Raw genomic sequence first — 20,352 nt, forward strand, 5'->3', positions numbered from 1 at the left:
CCGAAAACTAGAAGCATGCCAACCGCCGGTATGGGCGGGCAACGCATTCATCTGAATCATGAGGATTGCCATGAGAACCGCATCCTGTGCCTGCGGGCAACTGAGGATCTCCTGTAACGAAGAGCCGCAACTGGTTGCACAGTGCCACTGCCTCGACTGCCAGAAGCGGACCGGCAGCATGTACGGCGTCGCGGCCTTCTTTGCGCGCGACAAGGTAGAAGCCGAAGGCGACGCCAGTACCTACAGGCGATCGGCTCGGAGCGGCCATCACGTCACTTTCCATTTCTGCCCGGGCTGCGGCTCGAGCGTCTTCTGGGAGCCCGAGCGAAAGCCTGAATGGATCGCCGTCGCGGTCGGCTGCTTCGCCGATCCCGCCTTTCCGGCCCCGGCGCATGTTGGGTGGGAAGAACGGCGTCATCCCTGGGTTTCCGGTTAGCGACGCCGACCCGCCAGGGCAGCGCTTTATCTTACTGGTTGATCTCGGGTTCAACGAGCTTCGCCAGATTTCGCAGCGACTCCTGCCAGCCGAGATAGCAGGCCTCAACCGGGATGGCGTCTGGAATACCTGCCTGCGTGATATTCACTTCGGTGCCGACCGACACTTTCTTCAATGTCACGGTCACCTCGATCTCGCCGGCCAGGTTGGGGTCGTCGAACCGGTCGGTGTAACGCAGTTGCTTATTGGGCACGAGCTCGACATATTCGCCGCCGAACGAGTGGCTGTCGCCGGTGGTGAAGTTGCGGAAGGACATTTTGAACGTACCGCCGACTTTCGCCTCGAAGTGATGAACCGTGCAGGTGAAGCCGTTCGGCGGAAGCCATTTCGCAAGTGCATCCGCTTCGAGGAACGCGCGGTAGACTTTCTCCGGGCTGGTTGTCAGAACGCGGTGCAGCCGTACGGTGCCGGGCATATCGTTAATCCTCCGTGTTGGTGATCGATGCCCCCTAGGACGAGCGGAGCCCGGCCTATCCGACACGGGCCTGCGGATTTTTTGGCGACCGGTTATGCCGGCCGGAATCCTCGGCCGGCCACCGGACAAGGAGCTCGGCCGCAGGGTAGCAAACCGCGCCGGATCTGGTCTAGTTCACACTGTCGAACTTCTGCAGATCAACCGGTGACGCCTTGCGCAATTCGATATCATCGAGCGAAGCATTCTCCAGCGCCACCCGCGCCGCCGCGTCGATGTTGTGGATCATGTCCTGAATGTCGGTATCGCTGTGCGCTGGGTTCATGGCGACCATCACGGTGCGGTTGAGGATATCGAGCGAGCGCTTGCCGAGATCGTCGGAATAATCCAGCCGCAGGCCCTGGTTCTCGGGCAGTGCGTAAGGATTGAGCGCCGGATGATGCGCGCCTTCATGCATCAGCACCTGGTCCCACTGGGTGAAATTGTGACGGCCGGTTTTGCCGGCAACGACGCTCGGAATGGTCTTCGAAAAAGTCTGCGCCGCCTGCTCACTCGGCAGCAGGTACATCACCTGTGCGGCACAATCGTCGTCCGCGCTGTTCATCGGCGACGGCGTCAGCCCAAGATTGCTAAGGTGGCGGGTACCGGCCAGCACCGTCTTCTTCTCGGCCCGCATCGCCTCGATGATGCCGTCCAGCCGGTCGAGTTGGACGTTGAGCATCGCCCCCATCAGTTCGGAAGCACGCGCGCCGATGCCGGCGAAGGGTTTGATGCTGTCGCTTCTGCCCTGCCAGTAGAAATGGCAAGGGTCGATGGCGCAGCGCGCCCGCTCCGCCACTTTCGGGTCGCTGGTGGCGATGCCGCCGCCCTCGCCCGAGGTCATGTTCTTGAAGTAGTTGAAGGAATAAGCGCCGGCATGGCCGATCGAGCCGAGCTTGCGGCCCTCATAGCCGCCGCCGATGCCTTGGCAGACATCCTCCAGCACCAGCAAGCCGCGCTTGGCAGCAATGTCCATGATCGCATTCATGTTGCAGGCCGCGCCCCACATATGCACCGGGATGACCGCCCTGGTGCGCGGCCCGATGGCATCGCGCAAGGCGATGGGATCGATGGTCAGGCTCTCGTCGATGTCGACGATGACGGGAATGGCCCCTACCGACAGCACCGCGGTCGCTGTCGCCATATAGGTGTGCGCCGGCACCAGCACCTCGTCCCCCGGGCCGATGCCGAGGCCGATCAGGCCGGCGGCGAGCCCATAGGTGCCGCTGGCGGCCAGCGCGAAATGCTCGACGCCAAGATGCTGCGCATAGCGGGCCTCGAAGCGGTCGCATTCGCTGTCCTTGCCGTAACGAAACAGCGCGCCCGAGCGGATCACCCTGGCAATGGCTTCGATTTCCTCTTCGCCGGCGGTGTACATGACAGGCCTCCAGTCACTTGATAGTGTGGGTCACTTGATAATGTGGTCGCTTGATGGTGTGGACAGCTGTAGGCTTGTCGGCACAGTTTGAAAGAACCACTCCGCCGCTATTCGACCAAGCCATCTGCGCCCGAAAGACGGTTCCTATGACTGGTTTTGAACCGTGATTGGGGAATCGGCAGCTAAGTGTCTCAGCCGGCAGGCAAATCGTACCCATCCGAATTCGCCAAAGTGGCCCTGTCGGAACGGCAGGTTTCGGCGTTCCATTCCGGCCAGTTGGGCAAACGGTTGGTTCCATGAAATACGGGACACACTTTGGAAGACCCTCGAAACCGGCGCGCCGGCGGGAAGGCGGCCGGTCGTGAACGCCGCCGGCTCCAGCAAACGGATCGTGCTCCACGAGGACGATGTCGGCATGTGCCACGGCGCCAACAGCGCCTTCCTCGAATTGAGCGGGCTGGGCGTCTGCAGTTCCGGCGCGGTGATGGTGCCATGCCCGTGGTTCCTCGAAATGGCCGAAAGCGCCGCCGCCAACCCTGGCCTCGACCTTGGCGTCCACCTGACGCTGAACAGCGAGAAGCAGCATTACAAATGGCGGCCGTTGACCGCGCCGTCGCGGGCGGCCGGCTTGACCGACGAGTTCGGCTTCTTCTGGCCCGATGTGGCGACCACGCGCCGCAAGGCGGTGCCGCAGGCGGTCGAGGCCGAGCTTCGCGCCCAGATCGACACCGCCTATCGCGCCGGCATCGACGTCACCCATCTCGACGCGCATATGGGCGCGGCATTGTCGCCGGAATTCTGCAACATCTACATCAAGCTCGGGCTCGAATATCAGCTGCCCGTGCTGCTGACCAAGACCCTGTCCGCCTATTCCCCCAACGACAATCTGGTCGGCGTCACCGAGGAGGCGTTCCAGCGCGGCGTGGCGCTGGCCCGCGCCGGCGGCTTTGCCATTTTCGACGCCGCCATCCAGACGACCTGGGGCCGGCCGCGCTCCAGGCCGATCGAGCCGGCTTACCAGGCGCTCATCGACGGCGTGCGCGACGGCCTGACCTTCTTTTGCCTGCATTGCAACGCGCCCGGTGAACTCGAGCTGATCGAGCCGCGCTCCGCCTATATTCGCACCGAAGAGTACGAGCTGTTCCGAGACCAGGGCTTTCGCGACTGGCTCGCCGCACAGCCGATCGACGTCATCGGCATGAAGCCGTTGCGCGAGGAGCTTCGCGCAGCGCTCTCGGCCGGGCGATCATCAACCCGCGGCAACACCGCGGGCGAACAGCGATTGGCGTCGGCAAAGGCCCGCAAAGCGGCCACCCGATCCGCAACGTGAGCCGATCGTCGCGGCCGGAAAACGGCGCCAGAGGGATTGGAACTGCAACGACAAATGGGAGAATAAGATGAAAACTCTTCTGAAAGTGGCATTGGGCGCCTTCGTTTCGGCGGGCCTGATGACAGGCATTGCGCATGCCGCGGGGCTCAAGGATCCGAAGGACGTCCGCATCACCTTCGTGGTGCATGGGTCGGCGTCCGATCCCTATTGGTCGGTGGTCAAGCGCGGCGTCGATGACGCGGCCGCCCTTACCGGCGCCAAGGTCGAATATTACGCGCCGCAGGTCTTCGACGTGGTCGAGCAGGCCCGGCTTCTCGACGCCGCCATCGCCACCAAGCCGGACGGTATTGCCGTCTCCATCGCCGACGCCAATGCGCTCGGCAAATCGGTCAAATCCGGGCTTGCCGCCAATATTCCCATGGTGGTTCTGGATTCCGGCGAAAAGGAAGGCGCCGAGCTCGGCACGACGCTCTATGTCGGCACCGTTTCCGAATATGATTCCGGCAAGAAGGCCGGCGAGCGGCTGGCCAAGGAAGGCACGCTCAAGGTCGTCTGCATCAACCACGAGGTCGGCAATGTCAGCCTCGACCAGCGCTGCCAGGGCCTCAATGACGGGCTGAAGCCCTCCGGCGGCGGCACCGAGGTTCTGGCCGTGGCGCCGGATCCCGCCGACGTCCAGCGCCGTACCGAGGCCTATCTGTCGGCGCATCCCGACACGCAGGCCGTCTTTGCGCTCGGCGCCACCGCCGCCAACCCGCTGATCCCGCTGTTCCGCGACAAGGAACTGTTCGGCAAGCTCAAGCTCTACACATTCGACATCAGCCCGGAGGTTCTCGATTCTGTCGTCGCCGGCGAAATGGGCTTCGGCATGGACGCCCAGCAATATCTGATGGGCTATCTGCCGGTGATCTATCTGGTCGAGCAGGCGACGCACGGCTTCTGGCCGCAGAACAACGCCTACACCGGACCGCTGTTCATAGACTCGCCGGAAAAAGCCAAGGCGATCCTGGCGCTCGCCAAACAGGGCATCCGCTAGGCAAGCGCTCCGGCGGAACGGGAGAATGCGCCAAGCGCTCTCCCGATCCATCCGTGACCTAGATTGCGAATTGAGCGATTGGAGAGCCTAATGGCGGTCGTGGAAGACAAGGCGATACCTCCGGGCGAACTGAAGGCGACCGACCGCTTCGGCATGACGTCGAAGCGGGCTGCCGGCGCCGACGAGCGGCTGGCCAGCACCGGCAAGCTGACCCAGTGGCTGCGCCGGCCGGAAGCCGGTGCCGCCGGTGGGCTGCTTGCGACGATCATCATCTTTGCGCTGCTGCCGGGTGCGGCAAACCTCTATTCGCTGCAGGGATCGATGACTTTCCTGACGCTGTCGGCGGAGCTCGGCATCGTCGCCACCGCGGCAGCACTCCTCATCATCGCCGGCGAGTTCGACCTTTCGGTCGGCTCCATGGTCGGCTTCGCCGGCGTCGTCATCGGGCTGACGGTGAAGTACTGGGGCCTGCCGCTATGGGGTGGCATCGCCTGTGCCTTCGCCGTTGCCATCCTCACCGGCTATCTCAACGGCCTGATCGTGGTGAAGACGCGCCTGCCCTCCTTCATCGTCACGCTCGCCACGCTCTATATCCTGCGCGGACTGTCGATCGGCATCACCCGCGCCGTCACCGGCCGGACCCAAATTCCCTACATCCTCGAAGGCGCGCCGGACCCGGCGACGGCTGGCCTGTTCAACGGCCATCTGCTCACCGGCCTGTTCCACTGGATGGGCGCGCAAGGCTGGATCGCCACCCGCAGCGACGGCATTCCGTTCGTCGCCGGCATTCCGATGTCGATCGTCTGGTGGCTCGGCCTGACGGCGCTGGCCGGCTATGTGCTCACCCAGACGAAATACGGCAACTGGATCTTCGCCACCGGCGGCGACCTGATTGCAGCCCGCAACGTCGGCGTGCCGGTCGATCGCGTCAAGATCAGCCTGTTCGTCTACACCGCCTGCGCGGCGACGCTGCTTGCCACCATCCAGGTGATGGAGGCGGGCTCCGCCGACACCACGCGCGGCCTGCTCAAGGAATTCGAGGCGATCATCGCCGCCGTCATCGGCGGCGTGCTGCTCACCGGCGGCTACGGCACCGTCTATGGCGTGCTGTTCGGCGCGCTGATCTTCGGGCTGGTGCAGATGGGCATCTTCTACACCGGCATCGACACCGACTGGTTCAAGGTCTTCCTCGGCATCGTCATCCTGATGGCCGTGCTGGTCAACAACTACATCAGGCTGAAGGCGCTCGGCCGCGGAGGTGGCAAATGACCGAACCGGCCCAAATGACCGAACCGGCCCAAATGACCGAACCGGCAATGGAACTGCGCGGCGTCAGCGTCAATTTCGGCTCGGTGCGCGCCCTCCAGGACATCGACATCAAGGTCTATCCGGGCGAGGTCCACTGCCTGCTCGGCGATAACGGCGCCGGCAAGTCGACGCTGATCAAGGTCCTGTCCGGCGTCTATCGGCCGAGCAAGGGCGAAATCCTGGTCGACGGCAAGCCGGTCACCTTCCGCAGCCCGCGCGACGCGCAGGAGCTCGGCGTGGCAACGGTGTTCCAGGACCTCGGCATGATCTCGCTGATGTCGATCACCCGTAACTTCTTCCTCGGCCGCGAGCCGACCAAAAGCAGCCTGCCCTTCTCGCGCATCGACAAAGAGCGCGCCAACACCATCGCCAGGCAGGCGATGGCCGATATCGGCATCGACGTGCGCGATCCGACGCAGGCCGTCGGCACGCTGTCGGGCGGCGAGCGCCAGTCGGTGGCGATCGCCCGCGCCGTGCATTTTGGCGCGCGCGTGCTGATCCTCGACGAGCCGACGTCCGCACTCGGCGTCCACCAGGCGGCGATGGTGCTGAAGTTCATCATCGAAGCACGCATGCGGGGTTTGGCCGTGATCTTCATCAGCCACAACATCCACCATGCCTATCCGGTCGGCGACACCTTCACGCTGCTCAACCGCGGCCGCAATCGCGGCACCTACGCCAAGTCCGAGATTTCGCGCGACGAGGTCATCTCGATCATGTCGGGCGGCGAGGATTTGAGAGCGGTCGAGGCGGAGATTGCCGGCCTGCTCGCCCAGATCGGCAACCGGCCGCCTGCGGCGCCTTGAGCTGACAAACGACATCGCGGGGAATGATCCAATGAGCAGGATACGCGTCGGGGTCGTCGGCGCCGGCATGATCTCGCAGGTCGAGCATATCCCCAATCTGCTGCGCCTCGGCGAATTGTTCGAGGTCGTCGGCGTCGCCGATCCCTCGAGGATTTCGCGGCAATTCGTCACCGACACCCATGGCGTTGCCAATTTCGAAACGATCGACCAGCTCTTCGACCAACGCCTCGACGCGGTGGTGATCGGCTCGCCGGACCCGCTACATCACGAACAGGTGCTGGCGACGCTGGCGCGCGGCCTGCATGTCTTTTGCGAAAAGCCGCTCTGCTATTCGCTGGCGGAAATCCTGGAGATCGTTGCCGCGCGCGATGCCGCCAGGAAAATCGTTCAGGTCGGCTACATGAAGCGCTTCGACCCGAATTACCGGCTGGCGCTCGCTTCGCTGCCTGGAACATCAAGCACGCTGCGCGCGGTCTCGGTGGAAGTGAACGATCCCGACGCCTGGCCGTTCATCGCCCATCAGCCCTACAGGCGCGGTACCGATATCCCAAAAGACATGATCGCCGCTGTCGCGGCCAAGCAGAAGCGCCAGGTCGAAGACGCCATCGGTGTTCCCGGGACCGACCTCGCTTTCCGTGGATTTACCGGTGCTTACAGCTCGGCCTTGATTCACGACGTCAATGCCGTCCACGGCCTGCTCGACGCGCTCGGCGTGCCGGACGGCGAGGTCGTCGGCGCGCAGATCTTTGCCAATGGCGACGGCGGCCAGGGCGCCGTCAAGCTGCTGGATGGGCAGGCGCTGTGGACCATGACGCATCTCACCGTACCCAAGCTCGCCGACTACAAGGAGCGGATCACGCTGTTCTTCGACGATGCCAGCCTCGAGCTCGAATTCCCCTCGCCCTGGCTCAACCATCATCCGACCCGGCTGACGGTGACGACCTCGGACGGTCACACGCTGTCGAAGAAAGATTTGCGTGCCGGTTACGCCGAAGCCTTCGTCGAAGAGATGCGTGGCTTCTGGGCAGCGATCGTCAATGGCGATGCGGTCGTCAACCCAGCCGAACACGCCGCCCGCGACCAGGCGCTGCTGATCGGGCTGACCCGGCGGCATCTCGCGACCGCACCCTTCGACTGAGCACTCCACCTGTAGCCGAACGGCGCTATCTGGACTTGATGACGCTGTCGGTATTGGCCAGCAGCTTGCGCACCGCATTGCGCGCCGCGTCCGGCCGCTGCAGGCGGATGCTCTTCTCGATTGCCTCATGCAGCCTCTGCGCATGCTGCAAATCGTCGAGTTCCCGCGTGGTATAAGCAAATAGATGATCGAATGCTGATTCGATCAGCACGCCGAGCGGCACCAGCAGATCGTTGCCCGAGGCGCGCAGGATGGCGAGATGAAAACGCGTGTCGGCGCGCGTCCGCTCCTGCAGGTTGGTCGCCTCGCCCATCTCGCGGCAGGCCTGGCTGATCTCGGCCATCTGCTCGTCGGTGCGCCGCATGGCGGCAAAAGCGCTGGCCTCCGGCTCGATGATGTGGCGGAACTCCTGCACCGTCCGGAGGAACACCTCGCGGTCCGGCGAGGTCGCATACCAGGCCAGCACGTCGCGATCGAGCAGGTTCCAGCGTTCCTTCGGCTCGACCCAGCTGCCGATTTTGGGACGTGACGACAGCAAGCTCTTCGCCATCAGCATTTTTATGGCTTCGCGCACCGCCGAGCGGCTGACGTCGAAGGTCTCGGACCATTTGGCTTCGTTGGGCAGGATGGTTCCCGGCGGATAATCGCCGCGCACGATCCTCAGCCCGATTTCGTTGGCGAGCGACGCATGCACGCTCGAGCCCGGCATGCGCGCCGCATCGGCCCGGCGGATACCGCTCGTGCGTTCGGCGAACGCCTCGGCCGCTGTCTTTCCCTTATTCGGCTTCGCGTCCTGCATGGCTCCACAAAGTCCGGATTTGGAGGCGTGTCAAGGAGATGAAATCGCCGGCAATATCTCAGCTTGATTTTCCGCATCCGTCGCCTCGCCGACACCGCGCTTTGCCGAGCGTTCACGCCGGGGAGGCACGAACGGCTTCTCTTTGTCCCGACTGAATTCCTCGATCAGGAAATCAAGGAAGACGCGGATTTTCGGGGCGAGATGCTGGCGTGCCGGATAGACCGCGTAGAGCGTGGTTTCGACCTTGTCCCAGTCATCCAGAGCCGATTGCAGCCGGCCTGCTTTCAGGTCGCTTTCGACATAGAGATAGGGGATCAGGCTGACGCCGAAGCCGGCGCGCAGCGCATCGCGCACGGCAAGGCTTGACGAGACCGAATATCGTCCGTCGATGGCGATCCGCTCGGCTCGGCCGTCCTTGCGGAACTCCCATATGTCCGCATGCCCCGAGAGGCTGAACCGGATGCAATTGGCCGCCTTCAAATCGGCGGGCGTTTTGGGCCGGCCGTGCTTCTCGAAATAGGACGGAGCTGCGCAAATCACATGCGGCATGATCGCAAGCTTTCGGGCGACCAGGCTGGAATCCTCGAGATTGTCGCTGCCGCGAATGGCAAGGTCAAATCCCTCCCGCACGATATCGACGCGCCTGTCGTCAAGGTGCAGATCGAGCTTCAAATCGGGATAGCGCGATAGAAACGCGGGCATGGCAGCCGAAAGCCGCGTCAACGTGACAGTCATCGGCGCGCTGACCCGCAACGTGCCGCTCGGCGCCGTCTTGATCGGGCCGAGCACCTGGTCGGCCCTGGCCAGCGCATCGAGCCCCTGCGTGACATGCTCCAGGTAGATCCTGCCCTCTTCGGTCAGCGCCATGCGCCGCGTTGTCCGGTTGATGAGCCGCACCCCCAGATGCGCCTCCAGTTCGGCGATGTTCTTGCTGATCGCGGGAGGAGAGAGACCGAGCCGCCGTCCGGCTTCGGCAAAGCTGTTCAGTTCCGCCACATGGCGGAAAACCTGCAACGCAGTCAGGCGATCCATCTCACCATTCTCTTCCGGTAAACAATGTCTTTCAATTGTTGCATATTATCGCTCCTTGGTAAATTGTCTATCTGCTTTCCGAACGACTTTCTCAGGTTTGGAATGACATGATGACCAACCCCGCAATATCCCTTATCGAGCGACGCATGTCGGCCAATCGGTTCGATGCCTCGCATGCATTGACGGATGCCGAGATCGAGGAACTGGCACGTCTCGCAACGCGCGCGCCAAGCGCCTACAACCTTCAGAATTGGCGTTTCATCGCCGTGCGGACGCCGGAAGCAAAGGCGCGGTTGCGCAGCGTGGCCCACGGCCAGGTGAAGGTGCAGGAAGCAGCGGTCACCTTCATCATCTGCGGCGTACTCCCCGAGCACGCTGCCCTCGATGCAAGGCTGCGTCCTTTCGTCGAAGCCGGCTTCATGCCGGCGGATATGGTTTCGGGCTGGCAGGAGGGCGCCCGCGCACAATATGCCGATCCTCGGGCAGCCCGCGACGAAGCCGTGCGCTCGGCAACGCTTGGCGCTGCGACGCTGATTTTCGCGGCCGAAGCGCTGGGCTTCGTCTCCGGTCCGATGGCCGGCTTCGATGCCGAAGGCGTGGCCCGCGAGTTTGGCCTTGGACTGAATGAAGTGCCGGTGATGCTCATCGCGGTCGGCCGCGCCGCGCCCGGAAACTGGCCGCAAAAGCCGCGCCGCCCTCTTGTCGAAGTTTTGGAGATCTTATGAAAACGCGCCGTTTCGATTTGTTGCTTACAGCCATTGCACCCGCGATATGGGGCAGCACCTATATCGTCACCACGCAGTTCCTGCCCAACTTTTCGCCGATGACGGTCGCAGTGCTGCGTGCCTTGCCCGCCGGATTGCTGCTGCTGGCGATCGTTCGGCAACTGCCAACGGGCATCTGGTGGCTGCGCAGTTTCGTCCTCGGAGCCCTCAACATCTCGATCTTCCTGAGCATGTTGTTTGTCGCCGCCTACCGGCTTCCGGGCGGGGTCGCGGCGACCGTGCTGTCGGTCCAGCCATTGATTGTGATTTTCCTCGCTGCTGCCCTGCTTGCCAGCCCTGTCCGCCGGTTGGCGATTGTCGCCGCCCTTGTCGGGATCGCCGGTGTTGCATTGCTGGTGCTGACCCCGAACGCGACGCTCGATGCGGCCGGCGTTGCCGCCGGCCTCGCCGGGGCGGCCTCAATGGCCTTCGGAAGCGTGTTGAGCCGCAAGTGGCAGCCGCCAGCATCGCTGCTCGCCTTTACGGCATGGCAACTGACTGCCGGTGGTCTGCTTCTCGTTCCGGTGGTCCTGCTTTTCGAACCACCCATCCCGTTACCGACCGCGGCCAACCTGCTTGGACTGGTGTGGCTCGGCCTGATCGGTGCGGCGCTGACTTATGTCCTCTGGTTCCGGGGCATTGCGCGACTGGAATCCGCAGTGGTGTCATCGCTGCTATTCCTCAGCCCGGTGACCGCCGTGCTGCTTGGATGGGTATTCCTGGGTCAGACACTGACCTTGCCTCAGATCGCCGGCGTCGTTTTCGTCATCGGCAGCATCTGGCTGGCTCAACGCCCTAGTCGCAACGAGTCCTGAGCCTGATGCATGTCGCGCAAAAGTGCGGCCTTATGTAGCAAAAACACCAAGGATTTGGCTGATGTTTAGAATATCAGTCTATCTCTTTGTCGTAATTTTTGGCTTTGGCACCCCATCGCATCAAATTTCTGCTCCATGCTGCTCCGGGGCGAAAAGCGAATCCCATCTGCCGTTTCTTTCCAAGAGGGTCCTCATAATCGATCCTACCAACAATGGGCGGAAAGTCGCGGAAGAACGTGCCTCTATTGTCGGCTGTTAAATGGAAGCTGCCACAATGAGCCTCGACAAGAGTCGGGTCTATCGCGACAAGGGATGGGTCTATGGCCATACTCCCGAAATTCTCATTCAGAAAAATCGACTCCCCTCGGCTGAGTTCGTGCCATCCTTCGCTACGGCCATGGCCGCCCATCTGGATGTCAGTAGAATTCTCTACTCCAATGTAAAAGCCAGTGATAATCGCCGGCATCTCGCCAATGTTTTTAACCTCAACTGTCGTTTGGATGCGCGTCCATCTAGGGCCTTCACCCTCTTCGAACATCTTCAGGGGATATCTCGATTCGTCGAGATATGGACCGCCAACCTTCACGCTAAGCCACGGCTTGAAACTGGACTCGAACTGACGAATGGCGAACGCGTTCGCGGCATTAGAGGCGTTGACAGAGGCGACGTTAGCGGCTCTGGCGACCTCAACTGCCTCGAAGGCAGCGTCGGCACTTCGCTTGGCTTCTTCAAATTGCTTGTTGAACCGATCGGCTTCGGCGGCCGCCCCCGCTTCTTCGTGTTCGATGACTTTGTGGGCAGCGACCGCCGCGCTTTGGGCGGCGAAGGCGGCCCAACCGGTGAAGATCAGGCTAACAACAAGCGCGGCGAATTCGAGCGCGGTAATTCTAACCGATATTCGGGAAAGCCTATTGCTTTCCTCGACGGCCTGCACGGCCGCCCATTGCGCGCAGAGATCAGCGTCATCCCCATTCTTTGGGTCATTGCAATTGGGATGATAGGGTTTGGCAGTTATCGGGGGTTCTTCGCCAGAGATTGGCGGGGTTCGGTCTCTGGCTGGCTGGTATTCATAGTCGGGATAGCTTTGCAGCTCGGTGTGATTGAGTTGCTGATATCCGGCGTAACCTAGGCATAAAAGGGCTATTCCAGCGAGACCCGCAAGGATGATGCGCCAATAGCCTCTAAACATTGTAGGAAGAACGCCGCACTGAATCCCCCCGGCTGATCTTGTTGTTCAGGTTACGCTCCGTTTCGTGAATGTCCATAGTCGCCAGCTTTCGGCGAACTGGGCATAGGTCACCCCTTCGCTTCAACTCAGACTTCAAAAGGTTCTTGGCCCTCGTCTCGTATTCGACGGTTGCCGGGTCGTCCTTACGGGCCATGACGTCGCCTCAAAAATTATCATCGTATTTGATGATATAATCCCTGATATTTGGCGATACAGCCCCGCGTATACGGTGAGTAATATCCCCGGATATGATGACAATAGCCCAGCACTTCCTCCTTTCCGCCGAAAGCCGCTCCCTCTCCCTCAAAGAAATTTACAAGGGTGGCGAGGAAAAGACTTACGACACGTTCAAGGGCCTTCGCTGGTCTTCGACGCAAGGTGAGCCTGTTTGCCCGAAATGCGGATGCCTGGATCACTACGACATTTCGACCCGTCGCAAGTTCAAGTGCGACGCTTGCGGTGCGCAGTTCTCCGTCACGTCCGGCACGATCTTCGCTTCGCGTAAGCTGGCGTTTGTCGATTTGTTGGCCGCGATCTGCCTGTTCGTCAAGGCACCAGGCATGTCGGCAGTCCAGTTCTCCCGCGATCTGGACGTGCAGTACAAAACCGCCTTCGTGCTGGCGCACAAGCTGCGCGAAGCCCTGTCGGCTGAAACCAAGAACGAAACCCTTGAAGGCGAAGTCGAGATCGACGGCGCATTTTTCGGCGGCGTCGTGCGCCCTGAGAACCGCGTGGAGGACCGCAACGACCGCCGCAAAAGGAAAACCAATCAGACCGCCGCCGCGTTGTCATCGCCCTGCGCGAGCGCGCTGGACGTACCTTGACGTTCGTCCGTCATCGTGAAGCCGAAGGCGTGGACATTGCCCGCGCTCGTATGCTGGCCGGTACCAAGCTGTTCGCGGACGAGGCCAGCCATTGGCACGCGCTAGAGGCGGATTACGCTTCGACCCGCATCAACCACTCGGAAAGCGGCGGCTACGGCAAGCATACCAACATGGTGGGGTAGCTATTTCAGCCGCCTTCGCCGGATGGTCGCTGGCCAGCATCACCACGTTTCGCACCGCTACCTCTATCAGTACGCCAATCACGCCGCATGGTTTGAAGATCACCGTCGCCGGTCAAATGGCGACAACGCTTACGCCCTGCTCGGCGGCGCGCTCAATAATTCGGTGAGCCGCGTTTGGGCGGGATACTGGCAACTCGAATCGAGCTTAACGCCTCTTATTGCGCTTAGCTCTGTCGCCCCTATCCTTTGGAACAATGTAGACTTGGTGTTCAGGGTCCCACCAAAGCACCCGCATTATGTGCCCGCTTTGGATGCACCAGACCCGATTTGCACCACTTAGGCGAAATGACATCAAGTCATCAACATCATCTTGCTTGATCTCTGAAAGACGATCTCGGGCGGATTTTTCTAAGCGATAGGTTTCGATTGGATGAGACCCGCCATCGATGATTTGCTGCCACGACTTCGTTTCGAACTCATGCAGCTTTTCGATGACCTCTTTGAACTTTTCGAGAGGCGCAAGCGCGCTCCATGCAAAAGGCCCGGCTGGGTCCGAACTACTAAAACGCCATGCCAATGGATGCTCGCCGCCGCCAATAAATGATTCGGTCCATTTTGGGACCTTCTCAGGAATTGGATTGACAACGTGCTTTGGGATTTTTCGGTTGGCTTTAGCCACGCCAAGGCACTCGGGCTAGATGTTTCCGTAATAATTTGCCATCGCGCCAAGTGTGATCTCGGCATTGCCGCGCTCACCATCGGACAAGCCCTCACGAGCTTTCCGCCAAGGCTTTTCGCGATGCGTCAAGACGCTGAGCCACTGTCCGGATTGACCACCATAGTGTTTGAGAATGGCGTCAACCGTCTCTTTTTGGGTGCTATCAAGCTTCTTACGGTCCCCTTTGGGTTCGCTCTTAACGACGAAATCGCCTTGGTGAGAGAAGAACAATTCTGGCACAACAGGACCGTTGGCCCACGCCCGAATCTTCTCCCTAAAAAGTGGGGCTTCATCCCATACAAGGGACCAAGCTTGCGCATAGTAGACAAGCTTTTGCAGCTTCATGGTCGTCATGGAGCCGTGCCTATGAAGGATGTAAGCTGCCACGTCGAAAACAGAAACCATTAAGAACCTCCCCGCGAACGACGCAGGTGATCAGAGACCATTACATTTTGGTGTGTACGCGTAAATATGGGCTTTCTAAAGTGAAACTTCCAGAACCCGCTGCCGCCTCGACCAATTCTTCGCGCCCCTGACGCCCACCGATGCCTTTAGCCTTCCGCTTCCGCCAGACCTTCGCGGAATTGACGCATTGCCGGATCGGCTCGACAAGCGACACGTCCCAGCCCTTCGCCTGCACGATGCGGCGCGCCGTCTCTTTGTTCGTCGCGCTGCCTTCCGCTTCATTCATCAGTATCAGCCGGTACAGTTCGCCCCTGCCAAATCGGTTTGGCTTTCGCTTCAATGCCGGTATCAGCGCCGGGTCCGCCCTGATAGCCCAAGGATGAGCAGTACAGCAATGTGGTGAAGCTGGTGGGCCAGGCCCGCTCCATTGAAGCGGATTGCGCCGGAAATCTCCGCCCGCTTTGCGACCGGCGTGTTTATCGCGTGCTCGTATCGGGTGGAGCGGACAATGGGGGCAACTCTCGGCATTCCCGGATTCTAGGGGAACGGGCTACCGCGTGCTTGGTCTATGTTGGTGCTTTTGCTCCATAGACCGCAAAAATGTGCAGCGGTTTTGCGATAGCGACATGCATCAAAACAAGAACCGAAAGCGCGTCGCATGAGGCCGGTCGAACGCGCGCGTTTTAGGCCGCCGACTTGTGTCGGCGGATTGTTCGGCACTATGGTCAAGCGGCGGAGGATCTGCCGATGCCACAGCGCCCTTATGATGAGCGCCTGCTCCGTCAGGCGTTCGAAGTCGCGCGCAGGGCCCGCGATGCCGGCGAACATCCCTTTGGTTCGCTGCTCGCCGACAAGGATGGCAATGTGTTGCGCGAGCAGCCCAACGGTTACAAAGCCGGCGGAGACGACCGCACCGCTCATGCCGAAAGGCTGCTGGCCTCGTGGGCGGGGATGAATTTCAGTCTCGAAAAGCTGGCCACTTGCACACTCTACACTTCGGCCGAACCTTGCGCGATGTGCTCCGGGACAATCTATTGGGCGGGCATCGGACGGGTCGTCTTTGGGCAGAGCGAATATGACCTCAAGCGGTTGACGGGCGCACATGTCGAGAACCCCACACTCGACCTGCCCTGCAGGATCGTCTTCGAAGCTGGGCAGCGTCCGACCGAAGTCGTCGGCCCGCTGCTTGCCGATGAAGCGGCGCAACTCCAGGCCGAATTCTGGAAAGACAAGTAGGGTCAGGACTCGTTGATTCAGAGGCAGAGGTGACTGCCGACGTGGACAACGACCTGGGACGTAGACTCATGCCGTTGAGCACGCGCCGTTCGTCTACGCGCGGCACCCCTCGCGGAGGTCGAGCGAATTTTGATTTGAATTGGCGCTCGCCTAACCCGTTAGGTTGAGGGCGGCTTCCGCGCTACACGCTGAAACATGCCCGTTTCTGATATCTGCCGGGCGGCATATTTATAGAGGCTTTTTTGAGCCTCGCTTCCAGGGTGAAAGTCCAACTCCCCCAATATTTTTAAAAGCTCGCTTCTGCTTGGACGTTTCGTCTCGAAATAATCGAGAAGATCTTCGGCTCCTAGCCGCATCAGTTCATCAATTGGCAAGTCAATCCGTTTGATTGCGCCAAATACTATTTCATTTACCAAATCCTTCCGTCTCGTCTTAGACGGTAGCTTTTTACCGGTTTGCGCTGCAAGCTCTCTAAGTTCATTTACTGTCAAATGACTACGATCAAGGCCTGCGGAGGCACCGTCTTCACCAAGCCAATCAGCTAATGTCCGAACGTTCTCGATGGTTATGGGCATCTGACAAGAAACTCCCCAGTGAGTGAGCGCAACTGCGATGCTTGCTTCGCAGCATTTGATCCGGATATGTCGAACACGGACACACGTTCTTGAGCGGCCCTTCGAAGGCCATCGCCTTCAGTCACATATTCAGAAAATACCGTCCCCGCCCGACGTAACCGTTGGAGCTCCTCACGCTCAGATTGCTTCGGCACCCCTCCCCACTCTCGGGCCATAGTTCCGATCGCGCCCGCGAAAACGGCAGGTTGGTATTGAAGGGTTGGTGCAATCGTACTCAGCATTAAGGAAACGTCGTCGTTAACTGTTTGAATTTCAGACACGATCGTCGGGACACCAATTGACGATTGGAGATCTAGCTTTACAGGAGACACACAATAATCCGCCGCAAATATAATAGACCTAAGAACATCCGAAATCTCCGGATGAGAATCCAATAGAATGTAATCATACCCGTCATCAATCTCCTGAATCGAGTCTTTTACGACCTGAAGATGGGCCAGCAGCGCCAAGTTATTTTCCCTTATATTATTGGTAGATGGTAGCTTGTCCGTTGTTATGCTCGCTAACCGCTTATTAGCAACGACGACCTCAACCGCCTCACTCTGAGCATGCCGCACAGTAAGTGGCGGTGAGGACGGGCTTGCACTGTAAAGCTGTTGAAATTTGTTAAACAAGGTTTGATCCGTCAGAGTCCCGTCCCGAAATCCTTCGATCAGGCGAGGAAAGAAGCGGCCGGTAATTCCGCCTCGCTGGTAATCGGCATCGATAACCAACACTCGTTTTTGGTGAAATCGTGCCAGAGCAACTGCGACATGATAACAAATGGTGGTTTTCCCGACCCCACCCTTCTCGCTAACAAATCCGACGATTGGCATGCTGTAGCCCCCCGAAAGACGTGAGGGTTACCCTATTTGCGCCTGGCTTGCCACTGGCAAACCGTTGCACTTGCGGCATATCCTTACTCACTGATTTTCCACCGACATGTCGAGCATTGGCCTTCTGGGGTCAGCCATCGTCGCCATATCGAGCGTATAATCGTAAATACGATTACACGCTTTCATGGCTTAGATATCCTTTGAACGATACTCAGTTGATGTGATACTTTGAGGCATGAAATCCCCAAATTCCAAGATCGGCCGATCGGCCGGCCAGTTTGTGCTCAGCAGCAGCCGTGGCGCACCGGGCGAGAAATCCACCTCGCTCATGTTCTCGGACACGATCGGGGTGATGCTGCTGACCCATGACCACTATCGCGAATTCACCACGCGCCCAATCGGCGACGCACGGCGCGACAGCCAGGCAATGATCGTCCTCACTGTCGATAAGCGCGACGCCGTCGATGCAACACTGACCAGCGCGGTTGCGGCGGGCGGTCGCGCCGATCCCAACCCGGCACAGGATCTTGGCTTCATGTACAACCGCCACATTGAAGACCCGGATGGCTATGTCTGGGAAATCGTATGGATGAACCCGACGGCGAACGCCTGAACATAGGGTGGGCGCATCGGTCGTAGCGGGTCATGAGCCTAGCCTCATGACGAGCAATTGCGGGCTGGCCCAGTGCCGGTTCCGCGTCAGTTGCGCCCGTCAGGTCGTCTTGACGTATTTCCGCCAGCTGTGCTCCGGCCGGAAGCCGAGCATGTCGCGTGCCTTGCGGTTAGAGAGCAGCGTCTCGTATTCGCCAAGTTCGCCCTTGACCGGCACATCGGGATAAAACCGCTTCAGGAGTTCGGCTGTCGGCAGGTCGGACGAGGTGTCGTCGTTGGCGGCGTTGAACACCTGATAGCCGAGCCCGTCCTTCTCGATGGCGCGCAGCGTGATCTGGCCGAGATCGCGCGCGTCGATATAGCTCCAGGCGATGCGCTTGCGGAAACCTGGATCGGCGAACCATTTCGGAAACAGCGAATATTCATGCGGCTCGATGACGTTGCCGATGCGCAAGGCGTAGATGTCGAAGCCGCTGCGCAGCGCAAAGGCGCGCGCCGTCTTTTCGTTGACGACCTTGGACAGCGCGTAGCTGTCCATCGGGTCGACGTCGTACGCCTCGTCGAGCGGAAAATGCGTCGGGTTGCGCGGTTCGTTGGCGAAGACCAGGCCGTAGGTCGTTTCGCTGGAGGCGATCACCACCTTGCCGATGCCGAGCTTCACCGCAGCCTCGATGACGTTGTAGGTGCCGAGCGCGTTGATGCGGAACACCTCATTGTCGGGCGTGATCATGATGCGCGGGATCGCCGCGAAATGCACCACGGCATCGACCGGCTGTGTGCGCAGCGATGGGTCGAATTCATGCAGGCCCATATAGCTCGACAGCGCATTGAACACCTGCCCGCTGTCGGTGATGTCGGTGATCAGCGTGCGCACCTTGGGATTGTCGAGCGGCTTGGTGTCGATGTTGAGCACCTGGCAGCCCTGCTCGACCAGATACTGCACGACGTGGCGCCCGGCCTTGCCGCTGCCGCCGGTGAACATGATCCGCTTCGTCATTTTGCTCTCCCTAAGATTCATGTGTATTGTCAGACAATACCGAACTCTGCAATCGCCTGCCATGGCATGCGGCAAAAACCCGCTTCAACAATTCGCCGGCAATGTGCAGCGCCGTCATCCATCACTGCAAATAGGACGAAACGACATGAACACGACTGCCGCGAGCGAAAAGATCGGCTTCATCGGGCTTGGCCTGATGGGGCACGGCATCGCGAAGAACATCGTCGACAAGGGCTATCCGCTGACGTTTCTCGGCCGCAAGAACCGCACGCCGGCGGAAGACCTGCTCGGCCGCGGCGCCAGGGAAGCGGCAACCTCGCGCGACGTCGCGGCGGCATCGACGGTTGTCTTCATCTGCGTCACCGGCTCGCGCGAGGTCGAAGCCATCATTCGCGGCCCAGGCGGTCTCAAGGAAGGCCTGAAGCCGGGATCGGTTGTCGTCGACTGCTCGACCTCTGATCCTGTCTCGACGGTGGCGCTGGCCGCCGAACTCAAGGCGCTCGGCGTCGACTATGTCGATGCCCCGCTCAGCCGCACGCCGAAGGAGGCCTGGGAAGGCACGCTCGACACCATGGTCGGCGCCCCCGATGCGGTCTTTGCCCGGTTGAAGCCGGTGCTCGAAACCTGGGCCGGGCGTATCGTCCATATCGGCGACACCGGTGACGGCCATCGCATGAAGCTGCTCAACAATTTCATCTCGCTCGGCTACGCCGCGATCTATTCCGAGGCGCTGGCGCTGGCGCAGAAGGTTGGCATCTCGCCGCCGCGCTTCGACAGCGTCATCCGCAACGGCCGCATGGATTGCGGCTTCTACCAGACCTTCATGCGCTGGACGCTGGAAGGCGACCGCGACGCGCACAAATTCACCATCGCCAATGCCTTCAAGGATCTCACCTATCTCGAGTCCATGGCGGGTGCTGCCGGCATCGCCAACCCGCTCGGCAACGCCACCAAGAACGCCTTCGCCGGCGCCTTCGCGGCCGGCCCCGCCGACCAGTATGTGCCGATGCTGGCCACGCATATCGGCAAGGTCAACGGCGTCGACCTGATGCCGACCAGGGATGGCAAGAAGCAGACGATCTGAGAACGTTGGGATTAACGCCTGGGAGTGTCGCAACTGCAAACGTTCGCTGCCGACCAGCTACATCCGCCAATCTCCAACGCTGGCGATTAGCATATGACACCACACCTTCGTCATCCCAGGGCGGAGCAGGAGCGAAGCGACGTCGCGCAGACCCTGGGATCCATATGTGGACGGCGCCCTGCCTGCAACGGTTGTTTTGCGTCGTTTTCGATCGCTTGCGTCCATATGTCCGGCCTTTGAGCACGGTCCTTGCGGCCGCTGGC

The 20,352-nt window shown here is 60.6% G+C and carries 22 protein-coding genes and 2 pseudogenes; 13 read left to right on the forward strand and 11 right to left on the reverse strand.

What is annotated here, in order from left to right; all coding sequences use genetic code 11:
* Positions 1-70 precede the first annotated feature (70 nt).
* Entirely contained in the window at positions 71-436 is a 366-nt protein-coding gene (locus NKI18_RS23505) for a GFA family protein (protein ID WP_352621404.1), read from the forward strand.
* Positions 437-467: 31 nt separating this feature from the next.
* Here the strand turns inward: NKI18_RS23505 and NKI18_RS23510 are convergent, their stop codons facing one another.
* Together NKI18_RS23510 and NKI18_RS23515 are read right to left on the reverse strand one after the other, a co-directional pair.
* A complete protein-coding gene (locus NKI18_RS23510; protein ID WP_352621406.1) occupies positions 468-911 on the reverse strand; it encodes an SRPBCC family protein in 444 nt (147 codons plus the stop codon).
* 169 nt (positions 912-1,080) lie between these two features.
* On the reverse strand, positions 1,081-2,325 hold the full coding sequence (locus NKI18_RS23515) for a DegT/DnrJ/EryC1/StrS family aminotransferase (RefSeq protein ID WP_352621408.1): 1,245 nt from the start codon (positions 2,323-2,325) through the stop codon (positions 1,081-1,083).
* Positions 2,326-2,686: 361 nt separating this feature from the next.
* On the opposite strand from NKI18_RS23515, the gene NKI18_RS23520 reads away from it, so the two are divergent.
* The 5 genes from NKI18_RS23520 (at position 2,687) to NKI18_RS23540 (ending at position 7,943) form a co-directional block, all read left to right on the forward strand.
* Positions 2,687-3,655 carry a polysaccharide deacetylase family protein gene (locus NKI18_RS23520; protein ID WP_352621410.1) on the forward strand — a complete coding sequence of 323 codons (969 nt, stop codon included), beginning with the start codon at positions 2,687-2,689 and terminating at the stop codon, positions 3,653-3,655.
* Between the two features lie 67 nt (positions 3,656-3,722).
* On the forward strand, positions 3,723-4,691 hold the full coding sequence (locus NKI18_RS23525) for a rhizopine catabolism ABC transporter substrate-binding protein (protein WP_352621412.1): 969 nt from the start codon (positions 3,723-3,725) through the stop codon (positions 4,689-4,691).
* Positions 4,692-4,844: 153 nt separating this feature from the next.
* Entirely contained in the window at positions 4,845-5,960 is a 1,116-nt protein-coding gene (locus NKI18_RS23530) for an ABC transporter permease (RefSeq protein ID WP_352621438.1), read from the forward strand.
* A gap of 32 nt (positions 5,961-5,992) precedes the next feature.
* On the forward strand, positions 5,993-6,805 hold the full coding sequence (locus NKI18_RS23535) for an ATP-binding cassette domain-containing protein (RefSeq protein ID WP_352621440.1): 813 nt from the start codon (positions 5,993-5,995) through the stop codon (positions 6,803-6,805).
* A gap of 31 nt (positions 6,806-6,836) precedes the next feature.
* Complete coding sequence (locus tag NKI18_RS23540) at positions 6,837-7,943, forward strand: Gfo/Idh/MocA family protein (protein WP_352621414.1); 1,107 nt, start codon at positions 6,837-6,839, stop codon at positions 7,941-7,943.
* A 25-nt stretch (positions 7,944-7,968) separates the two neighbouring features.
* Here NKI18_RS23540 and NKI18_RS23545 read toward each other — a convergent pair whose 3' ends face one another.
* Both NKI18_RS23545 and NKI18_RS23550 read right to left on the reverse strand, forming a co-directional pair.
* On the reverse strand, positions 7,969-8,742 hold the full coding sequence (locus NKI18_RS23545) for a FadR/GntR family transcriptional regulator (RefSeq protein WP_352453268.1): 774 nt from the start codon (positions 8,740-8,742) through the stop codon (positions 7,969-7,971).
* A gap of 30 nt (positions 8,743-8,772) precedes the next feature.
* Positions 8,773-9,774 carry a LysR family transcriptional regulator gene (locus NKI18_RS23550; RefSeq protein ID WP_352621416.1) on the reverse strand — a complete coding sequence of 334 codons (1,002 nt, stop codon included), beginning with the start codon at positions 9,772-9,774 and terminating at the stop codon, positions 8,773-8,775.
* Positions 9,775-9,884: 110 nt separating this feature from the next.
* Here NKI18_RS23550 and NKI18_RS23555 point away from each other — a divergent pair, with 110 nt between their 5' ends.
* The 3 genes from NKI18_RS23555 (at position 9,885) to NKI18_RS23565 (ending at position 12,482) form a co-directional block, all read left to right on the forward strand.
* Complete coding sequence (locus NKI18_RS23555) at positions 9,885-10,499, forward strand: nitroreductase family protein (protein WP_352621418.1); 615 nt, start codon at positions 9,885-9,887, stop codon at positions 10,497-10,499.
* Positions 10,496-11,353, forward strand: a complete 858-nt coding sequence (locus NKI18_RS23560; RefSeq protein ID WP_352621420.1) for an EamA family transporter — start codon at positions 10,496-10,498, stop codon at positions 11,351-11,353. The genes NKI18_RS23555 and NKI18_RS23560 overlap by 4 nt, the downstream gene beginning before the upstream one ends.
* Before the next feature lie 274 nt (positions 11,354-11,627).
* Positions 11,628-12,482: a hypothetical protein gene (locus tag NKI18_RS23565; protein WP_352621422.1), complete on the forward strand. Its 855-nt coding sequence runs from the start codon at positions 11,628-11,630 to the stop codon at positions 12,480-12,482.
* Between the two features lie 11 nt (positions 12,483-12,493).
* Here the strand turns inward: NKI18_RS23565 and NKI18_RS23570 are convergent.
* Positions 12,494-12,735: pseudogene (locus tag NKI18_RS23570) on the reverse strand (DUF6471 domain-containing protein).
* Between the two features lie 103 nt (positions 12,736-12,838).
* Here NKI18_RS23570 and NKI18_RS23575 point away from each other — a divergent pair.
* Positions 12,839-13,780, forward strand: a pseudogene (locus NKI18_RS23575) (IS1595 family transposase); the annotation flags it as partial.
* A 12-nt stretch (positions 13,781-13,792) separates the two neighbouring features.
* Here the strand turns inward: NKI18_RS23575 and NKI18_RS23580 are convergent.
* Genes NKI18_RS23580 through NKI18_RS23590 form a run of 3 tightly spaced genes read right to left on the reverse strand, consistent with a single transcriptional unit; the run spans position 13,793 to position 14,996 of the window.
* The gene (locus tag NKI18_RS23580; RefSeq protein ID WP_352621442.1) at positions 13,793-14,266 is read right to left on the reverse strand and encodes a hypothetical protein; all 474 of its coding nucleotides are present in this window, start codon (positions 14,264-14,266) and stop codon (positions 13,793-13,795) included.
* 15 nt (positions 14,267-14,281) lie between these two features.
* On the reverse strand, positions 14,282-14,710 hold the full coding sequence (locus tag NKI18_RS23585) for a Panacea domain-containing protein (RefSeq protein WP_352621424.1): 429 nt from the start codon (positions 14,708-14,710) through the stop codon (positions 14,282-14,284).
* A 40-nt stretch (positions 14,711-14,750) separates the two neighbouring features.
* On the reverse strand, positions 14,751-14,996 hold the full coding sequence (locus NKI18_RS23590; RefSeq protein ID WP_352621426.1) for a hypothetical protein: 246 nt from the start codon (positions 14,994-14,996) through the stop codon (positions 14,751-14,753).
* Positions 14,997-15,457: 461 nt separating this feature from the next.
* Here NKI18_RS23590 and NKI18_RS23595 point away from each other — a divergent pair, with 461 nt between their 5' ends.
* Complete coding sequence (locus NKI18_RS23595) at positions 15,458-15,946, forward strand: nucleoside deaminase (RefSeq protein ID WP_352621429.1); 489 nt, start codon at positions 15,458-15,460, stop codon at positions 15,944-15,946.
* Between the two features lie 158 nt (positions 15,947-16,104).
* Here the strand turns inward: NKI18_RS23595 and NKI18_RS23600 are convergent, their stop codons facing one another.
* Together NKI18_RS23600 and NKI18_RS23605 are read right to left on the reverse strand one after the other, a co-directional pair.
* Positions 16,105-16,521 (reverse strand): hypothetical protein, encoded by a 417-nt coding sequence (locus NKI18_RS23600; RefSeq protein ID WP_352621431.1) that lies wholly within the window; start codon positions 16,519-16,521, stop codon positions 16,105-16,107.
* Positions 16,512-17,396 (reverse strand): ParA family protein, encoded by an 885-nt coding sequence (locus NKI18_RS23605; protein ID WP_352621432.1) that lies wholly within the window; start codon positions 17,394-17,396, stop codon positions 16,512-16,514. Before NKI18_RS23605 ends, NKI18_RS23600 begins: the two co-directional genes overlap by 10 nt.
* A 235-nt stretch (positions 17,397-17,631) precedes the next feature.
* Here NKI18_RS23605 and NKI18_RS23610 point away from each other — a divergent pair, with 235 nt between their 5' ends.
* The gene (locus NKI18_RS23610; RefSeq protein WP_352621433.1) at positions 17,632-18,009 is read left to right on the forward strand and encodes a VOC family protein; all 378 of its coding nucleotides are present in this window, start codon (positions 17,632-17,634) and stop codon (positions 18,007-18,009) included.
* 99 nt (positions 18,010-18,108) lie between these two features.
* Here the strand turns inward: NKI18_RS23610 and NKI18_RS23615 are convergent, their stop codons facing one another.
* Positions 18,109-19,005, reverse strand: a complete 897-nt coding sequence (locus NKI18_RS23615) for an NAD-dependent epimerase/dehydratase family protein (protein ID WP_352621434.1) — start codon at positions 19,003-19,005, stop codon at positions 18,109-18,111.
* Between the two features lie 145 nt (positions 19,006-19,150).
* Between NKI18_RS23615 and NKI18_RS23620 the strand changes: the two genes are divergently transcribed.
* Entirely contained in the window at positions 19,151-20,089 is a 939-nt protein-coding gene (locus NKI18_RS23620) for an NAD(P)-dependent oxidoreductase (protein WP_352621436.1), read from the forward strand.
* Positions 20,090-20,352 lie beyond the last annotated feature (263 nt).

It is taken from the genome of Mesorhizobium sp. M0800 (assembly GCF_040320095.1).
GTDB lineage: Bacteria > Pseudomonadota > Alphaproteobacteria > Rhizobiales > Rhizobiaceae > Mesorhizobium.

What these genes read in the sequence shown, in the direction of transcription:
- NKI18_RS23505 (WP_352621404.1), top strand. Translation starts at nt 71, where the DNA reads ATGAGAACCGCATCCTGTGCCTGCGGGCAACTGAGGATCTCCTGTAAC.
- NKI18_RS23510 (WP_352621406.1), bottom strand. Translation starts at nt 911, where the DNA reads ATGCCCGGCACCGTACGGCTGCACCGCGTTCTGACAACCAGCCCGGAG.
- NKI18_RS23515 (WP_352621408.1), bottom strand. Translation starts at nt 2,325, where the DNA reads ATGTACACCGCCGGCGAAGAGGAAATCGAAGCCATTGCCAGGGTGATC.
- NKI18_RS23525 (WP_352621412.1), top strand. Translation starts at nt 3,723, where the DNA reads ATGAAAACTCTTCTGAAAGTGGCATTGGGCGCCTTCGTTTCGGCGGGC.
- NKI18_RS23530 (WP_352621438.1), top strand. Translation starts at nt 4,845, where the DNA reads ATGACGTCGAAGCGGGCTGCCGGCGCCGACGAGCGGCTGGCCAGCACC.
- NKI18_RS23535 (WP_352621440.1), top strand. Translation starts at nt 5,993, where the DNA reads ATGACCGAACCGGCAATGGAACTGCGCGGCGTCAGCGTCAATTTCGGC.
- NKI18_RS23540 (WP_352621414.1), top strand. Translation starts at nt 6,837, where the DNA reads ATGAGCAGGATACGCGTCGGGGTCGTCGGCGCCGGCATGATCTCGCAG.
- NKI18_RS23545 (WP_352453268.1), bottom strand. Translation starts at nt 8,742, where the DNA reads ATGCAGGACGCGAAGCCGAATAAGGGAAAGACAGCGGCCGAGGCGTTC.
- NKI18_RS23550 (WP_352621416.1), bottom strand. Translation starts at nt 9,774, where the DNA reads ATGGATCGCCTGACTGCGTTGCAGGTTTTCCGCCATGTGGCGGAACTG.
- NKI18_RS23555 (WP_352621418.1), top strand. Translation starts at nt 9,885, where the DNA reads ATGACCAACCCCGCAATATCCCTTATCGAGCGACGCATGTCGGCCAAT.
- NKI18_RS23560 (WP_352621420.1), top strand. Translation starts at nt 10,496, where the DNA reads ATGAAAACGCGCCGTTTCGATTTGTTGCTTACAGCCATTGCACCCGCG.
- NKI18_RS23565 (WP_352621422.1), top strand. Translation starts at nt 11,628, where the DNA reads ATGAGCCTCGACAAGAGTCGGGTCTATCGCGACAAGGGATGGGTCTAT.
- NKI18_RS23585 (WP_352621424.1), bottom strand. Translation starts at nt 14,710, where the DNA reads ATGGTTTCTGTTTTCGACGTGGCAGCTTACATCCTTCATAGGCACGGC.
- NKI18_RS23590 (WP_352621426.1), bottom strand. Translation starts at nt 14,996, where the DNA reads ATGAATGAAGCGGAAGGCAGCGCGACGAACAAAGAGACGGCGCGCCGC.
- NKI18_RS23595 (WP_352621429.1), top strand. Translation starts at nt 15,458, where the DNA reads ATGCCACAGCGCCCTTATGATGAGCGCCTGCTCCGTCAGGCGTTCGAA.
- NKI18_RS23600 (WP_352621431.1), bottom strand. Translation starts at nt 16,521, where the DNA reads ATGCCCATAACCATCGAGAACGTTCGGACATTAGCTGATTGGCTTGGT.
- NKI18_RS23605 (WP_352621432.1), bottom strand. Translation starts at nt 17,396, where the DNA reads ATGCCAATCGTCGGATTTGTTAGCGAGAAGGGTGGGGTCGGGAAAACC.
- NKI18_RS23610 (WP_352621433.1), top strand. Translation starts at nt 17,632, where the DNA reads ATGAAATCCCCAAATTCCAAGATCGGCCGATCGGCCGGCCAGTTTGTG.
- NKI18_RS23615 (WP_352621434.1), bottom strand. Translation starts at nt 19,005, where the DNA reads ATGACGAAGCGGATCATGTTCACCGGCGGCAGCGGCAAGGCCGGGCGC.
- NKI18_RS23620 (WP_352621436.1), top strand. Translation starts at nt 19,151, where the DNA reads ATGAACACGACTGCCGCGAGCGAAAAGATCGGCTTCATCGGGCTTGGC.